Genomic DNA, 9,527 nt, shown 5'->3' on the forward strand with positions numbered 1-9,527 from the left:
CTTGTAGCTTACGGCCGGACTGTTCATCCCAACCCATTACCGACAACCGTTAAGCCGCTGACAACGTGACATCACCGGCGCGTGTCTTCGGGAACCGGGGCAGTCTCTTGAGGCTTGAGCGACATTACTATCCTGTGCGAATCTGAGGCCGAGATGGGCTCCGATTCTACAAGCGTCGTATAGGTCTGACTCGTTCTAGATCGCAACTTTAGGTTAGTCGTAACGCCGCATCCAACGCGCTTCGCATGCGCGGCGCTTAGAAATCGAATTCGCCAGCAGTATCAGTAATGGGCGTCCCTACCGCGATATCTAATCCCCGGTTCGACCGGTTTGCCATCACATCTCATCACCCCTCGTTCCAGCTTGCTACCCAGTATCGCCGAACGGCCTGAACTGCTTTCTTAGTGGAGCTTCCCATTTTTTTTCTCTCTCTCTCTCTCCAGTGCTTCGTCGGCGAGCGGCCGAAGGCAACCCGCGCCCGTCAGTAACCCCGTAAGGTGTGCGAAGGCTCGTGGGGCTGCCCTGCCATGCGTTGCCGGCCATCAGGCCAAATATAAGCGAGGCGCCTTAAAATGCTCCCCTCCGCCTAAAGATTGCCCGAGTGCCCCTTCACCGCTGATGCCGCACGCTTCTCGCGGCGTCGTTGGACAGAAGAGGGGATGTTCATCGTTTCGCGATATTTTGCGACGGTGCGTCTGGCGATCTCGACACCTGTCTTCTTGAGGACGTCGACGATGTCTTCGTCCGAAAGCACGTCATCGGCGCTTTCCTGATTGATCATCGTGCCGATGCGATGGCGTACGGACACGGCCGAATGCGCATCGCCGTTTTCCGCCGAACCGATCGAGACCGGGAAGAAATATTTCAGCTCGAACTGTCCGCGCGGGGTGAGCATGTATTTGTTGGAGGTCACCCGGCTCACCGTCGACTCGCTCATCTTGATCGCATCCGCGACGATGCTGAGGTTCAGCGGGCGCAGATGGTCGACGCCGTGGATCAGGAAGGCCTGCTGCTGCTGGACGATCTCGTCTGCCACCTTCATGATCGTCCTGGCGCGCTGATCGAGGCTGCGCGTCAGCCAGTTGGCATTCTGCAGGCACTCGTTGAGAAAGGCCTGTTCGCCGCTGTTCTTCCGGCTGGAGCGGGATATTTCTCTGAAATACTCGCGGTTGACGAGGACCCGGGGCAGCGCATCCGGATTGAGTTCGATGAGCCAGCCGCCATCGGACTGGGCGCGCACCACGACATCGGGAATGTTGGACGCGGAAACACTGGTTTCGAAGCTGGTGCCCGGCTTCGGGTCGAGCTTGCGGATCTCGGAGAGCATGTCGATGAGATCGCCCTCGTCGACGCCGCAGATCTTCTTGAGGCTTGCAAAGTCGCGCCGTGCCAGCAGTTCGAGAGAGCCGATGAGCGTCTCCATCGCCGGATGGAGACGGTTTCGGGCGCGCAGCTGAAGGGCAAGGCACTCCCCAAGTGTGCGCGCGAATACGCCCGGCGGATCGAACTGCTGCATAACATGGAGCACACGCGTCACGTCCTCGACTGCCGCACCCAATCGAGCGGCGGTCACGGCGAGGTCGGCGTGGAGATAGCCGGCGTCGTCGAGCTGGTCCATCAGGTGCTGGGCGATCAGCCGATCGGAGGCAGCGCCAAGCGCGAAGGCAAGCTGCTCGATGAGCGTCTCCCTCAGCGTCTTGCGGCCGGCGACGAAATCGTCGAGATCGTAACCCTCGCCGTCGCCCGCACCCGACATCGACTTCCACTGCCCGAGCAGCTCGGGCGCATCCGCCCGCTGCGGGGTCGTAGCGTCCGGGAAGACGTTGGCGAAGTCGGCGTCGAGGCAATCGCTGAGCCTCTCGCCGGACCTCGACATGGCGCTGTCGACCAACCCATCGTCGAATTCGCTGCCGGCCTCCCCCGGGTGCGGGCCTGAATCCTCGCGCTCCGCTGAGATCGCGTCATCGGGCGAAGGGATCTCGAGCAGCGGATTCTTCTCCGCTTCCTGAGCGATGAACTGGCTGAGTTCCAGATGGTTCATATGAAGCAGCTTGATCGACTGTATCAGTTGCGGTGACATAGTTAGCGACTGCGACTGTCTTAAATGAAGGCTCGCGGAAAAACCCATGCTGACGACGCTCCAATCAAATTCTCCGAGGCCGCGTCTGTTACGTGCGGCGCTGCCCAAAAATTGCTTAATAGTCGGGTTTGGTCAAGCGCTGGCATCACAAGGCGCGCGGAATCAGCTGCCGGTGGGCCGTTCATGTGTATCCAAACCGCGGAAGCTCCGTCCTGTCTGCGCTTTCTGCGCACCCGTCTCCGGATCTCGCTCGTGTGCTTCTGCGTCGCGGAGCACGTGAAGTGCTCGCAGGCCAGATGCGCGACGTCGATGATCGGCTGCAGCCGAGGACGATCTCGAAGCCTGTTCGCTTGAGAGGGATAAGCTATGAAGGCTAGCCTCGAAGATGCTTCGCCAGCGCTGGAACAGCTGGCTCGTCGAGGAAGCTGCAGTCTAGACTTAGACTAAGCGGCCATCCACGTTCGTTTTGGGCTTTCCTACCGCCGCGTCGCACGGCTGCCGTCTTCCTGGTTGCTGCATCCACCAGTTCGCGCTGCGCGATTGCCGTGCCCACTATGGCGCGGGTATTGATTTCCTGTCGGCCTTTCGCCAGCAGTGCGCGTCGCGCCGCCACGGCCTCATGAAGTGTCACCGAGGGCAAGGTCAAATCAGCGTAGCGAGCTTCCACGAAGTTGCCCGAAGGTCGCCGCACGAAGATACGGGCCATGTGCCGCGGGTCGTATTTGACGAGCAGGCGACGGTTCGAGCGACCGACGTCGGTGCTAAGCTTAGGTGGCCAGTAGCGCAGACCAAGCAGATGGATTCCGGTTTGGCCGCAATGTGCGCTCCTGTTCGGGCAGGAACGCCAGCCAGAAACGCATTCGATCCTGCGGCAGTCGCAGCGGAATCTTGCCCTCGTGCTCCCGCCAGACGGCAATTGGCGGGCGGCCCAAGCTGCTGTGGATCGACTGATGGTAGGAGCCGACAATGTCGAGGGCAATGTAGCGCTCGAGTTCGCGCAATGAGAGCGCCGAATGCCACTTGGAATCGTATTCGCCAAGCTCCTGCGCATTGCTGAAAGTCGTGCGCCGGGCAGCAGGTGGAGTTTTCCCATCTGAGTGCCGATCAGACGCTCGATATGGCCACCGAAGCGCGCTCAGCCAGCGGCCGCCATTCGATCGCGATGCCGGCATCCCGGCACCCTCTCTTGAAAGCACGGCTCCTGAAGTCGGCGCCGGCGCAACAAGGCGTTCGATCGTCCAATCGTGACCTCTGCGATTGAGGATCCGCACGACATTGTCCCAACTGTGCTAAGGCCGAAGTTGCCGCACCATCGGCAGCCACGTCTGCGCGGACGCAATGAGCTCGCCGAGATAGAGTTTCTCGCTTGTTTTTGAGAGTGCTTTGATTGCCTCCGGTCGTGGTTCTCGCAGGCCGGGGTTTCCAGGAAGCTTGCCGCGCGCCTTCGCCGCCTTGATGCCGGCTTTGGTGCGTTCAGCGATCAGCGCTCTCTCGAGCTGCGCGACCGCACCGAGAACCTGGAGGGAAAACATGCCCTGCGGGGTCGAGGTATCGATCGGATCGCGGATCGATCGAAAATGAACCCCGCGTTGCTCGAGATCCTCGATCACTGCCAAGAGATGACTGACCGACCGGGCCAATCGATCGAGGCGGACAACGACGAGGATGTCTCCCGCGGTGAGCTCTCCGAGCAGCCGCGTCAAGACTGGTCGGGCGCGCGATGCCCCGGAGCCATGCTCCTGATAGATCCGATCGCAGCCGGCGGCCCGCAGCTCGTCCATCTGGGCATCGTGGACCTGGTCGTCCGTCGACACGCGGGCATAGCCGATCAGCCGCTTTAGAGGCTGTTGGACGTTAACTCTTTGTGGCTTCGCCATCGCGCTTTTAACGGCCTTGTTTCGAGGTGCTTTGTACAGATAAGGAATGCGTAAACGTGTTTTATGGTGTCAATGGAGGCTCACTAGCCTTGAAATGACACCGCAGATGACCGACGGACCGCAGACGGCGACGAAACGGCATCAGCGGTCGTTTTTGGCGGAAATGTCGAGAATCGGCCGGTCTGAAGGGGGCCGGTCGCGTGTGTCGTTTCAGGTGGACGAAGAGACCGAGAAATCGCCCGACTGACAGCTCTGCGCTCGGCCACACGGCTCGGTCCCGTCCGTTCGAACAGGCAGAAGAGTCCACTGAATGTAGCCGAAAAGCGGCGGAAAAGCGGGGATTCCCGGCGACTCCACCGATTCGGGAGGACTGACATCGCTGATTTGCGGGCCCAAAAAATCAATAACCATAGATAAACGGCACCTATCGATGGCTAGCACCATTTTCCAAATCCGGACGACGTGAGCAAACGATCGTTTGTGGCGCTTCTGGAGGAAATGCCCATTGCCTTGATGAGAGACATGGACTAAATATCCTAAAGTATCTATATCATTCAGGATATGAAATGACGGAATGGAAGGTCGAGTTTCACGACCGCTTCAAGGGCGAGATCATGGACCTTCCAGCCGATGTTTGGATCGAGTTGCTCGCGCATTTGGTGCTGCTTCGCGAGAAGGGCTTTCGACTGGCCCGGCCTGAGGTCGACACACTCGAAGGCTCCAGGCATGCGAACATGAAAGAACTGCGCGTCAAGGTGTTGAAGGTGCAATGGCGCTTCGCCTTTGCCTTTGACCCGGAACGAAAGGCCGTCGTTCTCTGCGGTGGTGCGAAGAGCGGTGTGAAACAGAAACTCTTCTACAAACGGCTGATCGATCTGACTGATAAACGATACGACGAGCATTTGAGCGAGTTGGAGAAGAAACATGGATGATCTCGACAAGCTGATACAGACGCTTCCCGATGACGAACAGCGCGCCGTTGCAACGCGGGCCGACGAGCTTGTCACGGCGCACAATCTGCGTGAATTGCGGGCTCTCGCTGGTCGGACGCAGGAAAACGTATCTGCCGGGACCGGTTTCAAGCAGACAAATGTCTCAAGACTGGAGAAGCGCGCCGACATGAAATTGTCGACGCTACGCGATTATGTCGAATCCCTCGGCGGTACGTTGAAGATCGTCGCTGATGTCGCGGGCAAGAAAGTTGATCTTTCGAGCATCGCAGAGCGCTCCCGACACGGCTCCAAGATCTGAGAGGTGCGGCAGGGGAGGGGCAGCTACAACCCTGCCGCTTTCGTCAAGTTGACGCGGAATCGGTCGCGCCGGCGCTGGCATTTGCGGGTCATTTCGGCGCTTGCATGGCCAGCTGCTTCTGGACATGGCGCTCATCAACCTCGGCCGAGGAGGCAAGCCCGGCGCGCAGCGAATGGCCCGAGAATTTGAGTGCGCCCTCACCTTCGCTGAGGTCACCGTGAACACCGGCGGCAAGCCCTTGCTGCCGGCTATCTCGGCCGTCTTCAGAGGCGGCATCTTGCTCGCCGTATCATTGCCGTCGGTCAGCATGATCAGCACCTTTTGCGGCACCGTCGTCTTGTCGAACTTGCGGATGGCGAGACCCAGGGAGTCACCGAGCGCGGTGCGCGGACCGGCAATACCGGGCAAAAGACCTTCGACCAGCGTCTTGACCAGCGCATGATCCATGGTGAATGGAGCCAGCGGATAGGGAGCGTCGCCGAATGCCATCAGACCGAGCCGGTCGCCGGGTCGCTTCGCGACAAAATCGGAAACCACGGCGCGTACGGCATCCACGCGTGCTTGCATGATTCCATCTGGTGCAGCAAAATCCTTGGTATCCATGGACTGCGATAAGTCGAGTGCCAGCAGGATGTCGCGTTGAGGCTCGGTGCGTTGCAGCGGCCGCTCGACATATTGCGGTTGGGCCAGTGCCAGAACGATCAGGCACCATGCCAGCATATCGATGATCGCCTGCGGCCAGGATCGCTTCGGCACTACCGAACTCCGGTCGGCTCGATGCCGGCGGCTGTTGCGACTTCGGCGAAGAACGGAAGGCGGAATCAAGGCGGAGGTCTCGCGATGTGGCGGCATCAGCCACCAGATAAGCAATGGGAGCGGCAGGATCAGGAGCATCCACGGAAGATCAAGCTGATACATGATGCCTCTCGATCCAGCGTCGGGCGTCGGCAGCAAGTTCGTCGGTCAGCGCTGACGTCATCGGTTGTCCGCGTTGATACTCGAGGCCGTTAATGAATGTCCTCAGGGCTTCGCCGACATCGTAGCCGCCATTGGCTTCGAGGAATGCAACCCACTCTGCACCCGAGGTCGCGGCGACTTCCTCGCGCGGCCACGCCGCTAACGCCGTGCGTTTGAGAAGTTCACCGAGATCATTGACCGCCTGTTCCTTGGTATCCGGGTTCCCCATCGCCGCTGCCACCTCGCCGAGCAGCTTGAGGGCCTCTCGGCGGTATGCATTGCGACGCCACCGCCGATAGGCGATCGCGCACCAAAGAAGCACGGCCGTTACCAAAGCCAATGCAACGACCAGCCATCCCCACGTCTGGGGCATCCATGAAACGGGAGACGGTACCGCAATGTCCTTTAGCGCACGGAGAGCGTTTTCCGTTATCGGATCGAGTTTGGGTTGCGGCTCCATTATCGCCTCCACTGTCGCCAGGCGGACTGTTCGAGGAGGCTCCGAGCTGGGGAGCGACGTCTTCCGCCGCGGAAACTGGAAGCATGGGCAGGCCAAGCTTGCGCTGCCAGTCCAGCAGCTCACGTCCGCGAGTGCGCGCGAACGCATCAATCGATTGACGCACGCCAGGCTGCCGCAGGGACAGCTCGGCCTGCAGAGACCCGCCGCTGACGACGATGTCCCCGGATTTCGGCAGTTCGAGAAGGAATGGATCGTAGACGAGCAGGCAGATTACATCGTTGCGGCTCGAGAGCTGCAGCAGGAGCTGGCGGGTCGTTTCCCCATGCCCGTCGAAGTCGCTGACGACGACCACGAGAAAATCATGATGGGCGATGCCCGCGACCTCCCGCAGCGCCTCGTCGAGGGCGATTGGCGAGGGGACGCCAGCGTAGGCTGCGCGAAGCTTGCCGTTCTTCTCCGCGATCTTGTCGGCAAGAGCGATGACGGCGTCTCGGCTGCGATGTGATTTCACCTCGCCGACGCCTTCGTCGTCGGTGGTAGCGTCCGCAAATGGTGAATCACGAACGCGCTCGCCGCAAACCCCCTCCGCCCGGAAAATCTGATCCGGTTACGGCTCTCGACGTGACTCAGAGAGCTGGGAGAAGCCTCTGCGAGACTACAAGTGTAACACCATATTGGTTTAGCAGATCGAGCTTCGGTGGTAACCTCATGGGGTAGCGAACGACTTTGGAAGCTGAGCAATGGATCGCGATAGCAAACGGACACGTGCAGCTGGAAGTTCATCCCGCGGCGGGAGGAGGGCCGAGGAACGCCGTAACCACCTTGGCCTCCTGGGTAAGCTGGAGGCGATCGAGACGGCAATTACGACCATCGCGAGCTACAAGGCTCGTTTCATGCTCATCATCCAAAGCCTCTCGGCACTGACGGGGGCCTATGGCGAGGCTGGCAAGCAGAATTTTCTCAGCAATACCGGCCTGCAAGTGTTCATGGCCACTGCCGATGACGAGACTCCAAACTACATTTCCAAAGCTATCGGTGAATTCACGTTTGAAGCCCAATCGATTTCCTACAGCTAGGCGCGAACGTTCGACTGGAACATAAACGCATCTTTGAAAACCAGACAGGCGCCCTCCCGAGCCGGCACCCTTGATGAAAGCAGACGAGGGCTCTCGGCAGAATCTCAACCCGATGAGCCGCTGCGTGGATTGGCGCAGGACTTTGACGATACAATTTGATGTGAGGCTAGTGTGGACCCGCGAAATAGTAATCCATCCCGTGTAACAGCTTCGTCGCAGGTGCAGGACGCCGGCTTGGAAGAGGGGCAAGCGGTCCAGGCCCGGCAAGTGGGCGTTGAGCAGCAGGTGGCCGAGGCGGTCCGGTGGCCGTTCGATGATCAAGCCGCCTCGTACCCCTTGCCGGATGCGGGCCAGGCGCGGCAAGCGGGCTTTGAGCAGCACGTGGCCGAGCCGCGCCGCGCCGAACCTGTCGCGAGTGGCGCCCGTGCTAGGGGCTATCCCCATCTGTCCGTTGAACACCGGGACCTTATTAATCAGGCGATCGCCCACGCTAGGGATCAGCAACCCTATAGCGAGGGCACGCTCCAAAATTACTCAAATGCGCTTTGCCGATTGGCGAATGATCTCGGCGCTCGCGGCCAAGCGACTGATCTAAGAAATCACCAATCCCTGGTCGATCACGTCGATGCTTTCTTTCCGACAAACGATAATATGAGGACGGCGTTGAGCGCCCTCCGTAGGTATCATGAGCCGGGATATTCGGCGACTGCTGGCGCCCGTGCTACCAGCTTTCCCCATCTGTCCGACGAACACCGGGACGTTATTAATCAGGCGATCGCCCACGCTAGGACTCAGCAACAATATAGAGAGAACACTTTAAAAAAATACACGTTTGCACTTCGCCGATTGGCAAATGATCTCGGCGCTCGTGGCCAAGCGACTGATCTAAAAAATCACCAATCCCTAGTCGATCACGTCGATGCTTTCTTTCCGAAAAACGATGATACAAAGACGGCGTTGAGCGTCCTCCGTAGGTATCATGAGCCGGGCTATTCGGCGACTGCTGACGCCCGTGCTACCCGCTTTCCCCATCTGTCCGGCGAACACTGGGACGTTATTGATCAGGCGATCGCCCACGCTAGGACTCAGCAACACCATAGCGATGATACGCTTCGAATATACTCGAATGCGCTTTGCCGATTGGCGAATGATCTCGGCGCTCGCGGCCAAGCGACGGATCTAAAAAATCACCAATCCCTGGTCGATCACCTCGATACTGTCTTTCCGAAAACCGCTGGTATGAAGGCGGCGTTGAGCGTCCTGCGTGCGTATCATGAGCCGGGCTATTCGGCGACTGCCCGGCGGCCAGTGCCGTCAAAGGCAGACGCGCATATCTTGGAACAAGTGAACAGTGACAGCAGCTTGGCCTCAGGCACCCGTGCTGCCTATGGTCGTAATCTTCGCAGATTTTCTGAGGCGCTTGAGAGTCGGGGCCAGACGATCTCTGGGCTGGATCACGATTCGCGGATCGAATTGGCCAAGAGGTTGTTTCCAGACAAACTCCCTCTCATCTCTGCGCTGGAACGGGTTCGCAATACGGAGCCCGTGTCAAACGGGATTCGCGAGGCGGTCCGGCCGCTGTTCGATGATCGAGCTGACGAGCCGCAAGCCGCCGCCATTCAGCAGCCGCTGAGCGAAATCGGCAATTCAGACACCTATCGCGGTGTTTCGTTGGTCGATCTGACCACCTCCTCCGATGCTCAGATCGGAGCTTTTCCGTCAGGCTCGTCCAACCTCCCCGAGGGGGCGGTTCTCGGGGCCACCCAATGGCTGAGCGACGTCCATATCCAAAGGGATTACCGGTTGCTGGAGCAGGACCTGCAGGA

6 protein-coding genes and 6 pseudogenes are annotated in these 9,527 nt (G+C 59.5%); 4 read left to right on the plus strand and 8 right to left on the minus strand.

Annotation, left to right across the window (positions count from 1 at the left end; genetic code table 11):
• Positions 1-586: 586 nt before the first annotated feature.
• From rpoN to BN1800_RS38105, 4 genes and pseudogenes are all read right to left on the minus strand, one after another.
• The gene (gene rpoN / locus BN1800_RS38090) at positions 587-2,128 is read right to left on the minus strand and encodes an RNA polymerase factor sigma-54 (RefSeq protein ID WP_027513839.1); all 1,542 of its coding nucleotides are present in this window, start codon (positions 2,126-2,128) and stop codon (positions 587-589) included.
• A 325-nt stretch (positions 2,129-2,453) separates the two neighbouring features.
• The gene (locus BN1800_RS43195) at positions 2,454-2,945 is read right to left on the minus strand and encodes a Mu transposase C-terminal domain-containing protein (RefSeq protein WP_244564799.1); all 492 of its coding nucleotides are present in this window, start codon (positions 2,943-2,945) and stop codon (positions 2,454-2,456) included.
• A complete protein-coding gene (locus BN1800_RS43200; RefSeq protein WP_244564800.1) occupies positions 2,848-3,081 on the minus strand; it encodes a hypothetical protein in 234 nt (77 codons plus the stop codon). The genes BN1800_RS43195 and BN1800_RS43200 overlap by 98 nt, the downstream gene beginning before the upstream one ends.
• A 222-nt stretch (positions 3,082-3,303) precedes the next feature.
• Positions 3,304-3,957, minus strand: a pseudogene (locus BN1800_RS38105) (recombinase family protein); the annotation flags it as partial.
• A 566-nt stretch (positions 3,958-4,523) separates the two neighbouring features.
• Between BN1800_RS38105 and BN1800_RS38110 the strand changes: the two are divergent.
• Both BN1800_RS38110 and BN1800_RS38115 read left to right on the plus strand, forming a co-directional pair.
• Positions 4,524-4,889: a type II toxin-antitoxin system RelE/ParE family toxin gene (locus tag BN1800_RS38110; protein WP_027513840.1), complete on the plus strand. Its 366-nt coding sequence runs from the start codon at positions 4,524-4,526 to the stop codon at positions 4,887-4,889.
• Entirely contained in the window at positions 4,882-5,208 is a 327-nt protein-coding gene (locus BN1800_RS38115; RefSeq protein ID WP_084606766.1) for a helix-turn-helix domain-containing protein, read from the plus strand. The genes BN1800_RS38110 and BN1800_RS38115 overlap by 8 nt, the downstream gene beginning before the upstream one ends.
• 23 nt (positions 5,209-5,231) lie before the next feature.
• Here BN1800_RS38115 and BN1800_RS43205 read toward each other — a convergent pair.
• From BN1800_RS43205 to BN1800_RS43210, 4 genes and pseudogenes are all read right to left on the minus strand, one after another.
• A pseudogene (locus BN1800_RS43205) lies at positions 5,232-5,446 on the minus strand (integrase); the annotation flags it as partial.
• A pseudogene (locus tag BN1800_RS38125) lies at positions 5,440-6,126 on the minus strand (VWA domain-containing protein); the annotation flags it as partial. The pseudogenes BN1800_RS43205 and BN1800_RS38125, both read right to left, overlap by 7 nt.
• Complete coding sequence (locus tag BN1800_RS38130) at positions 6,113-6,625, minus strand: DUF4381 domain-containing protein (protein ID WP_027513841.1); 513 nt, start codon at positions 6,623-6,625, stop codon at positions 6,113-6,115. The gene BN1800_RS38130 and the pseudogene BN1800_RS38125, both read right to left, overlap by 14 nt.
• Positions 6,625-7,142, minus strand: a pseudogene (locus BN1800_RS43210) (DUF58 domain-containing protein); the annotation flags it as partial. The gene BN1800_RS38130 and the pseudogene BN1800_RS43210, both read right to left, overlap by 1 nt.
• A gap of 313 nt (positions 7,143-7,455) precedes the next feature.
• Between BN1800_RS43210 and BN1800_RS43215 the strand changes: the two are divergent.
• Positions 7,456-7,698, plus strand: a pseudogene (locus BN1800_RS43215) (type IV secretory system conjugative DNA transfer family protein); the annotation flags it as partial.
• Positions 7,699-7,935: 237 nt separating this feature from the next.
• Positions 7,936-9,527, plus strand: a pseudogene (locus tag BN1800_RS38145) (hypothetical protein); the annotation flags it as partial.

The organism is Rhizobium sullae, from assembly GCF_900169785.1.
Taxonomy (GTDB): domain Bacteria; phylum Pseudomonadota; class Alphaproteobacteria; order Rhizobiales; family Rhizobiaceae; genus Rhizobium; species Rhizobium sullae.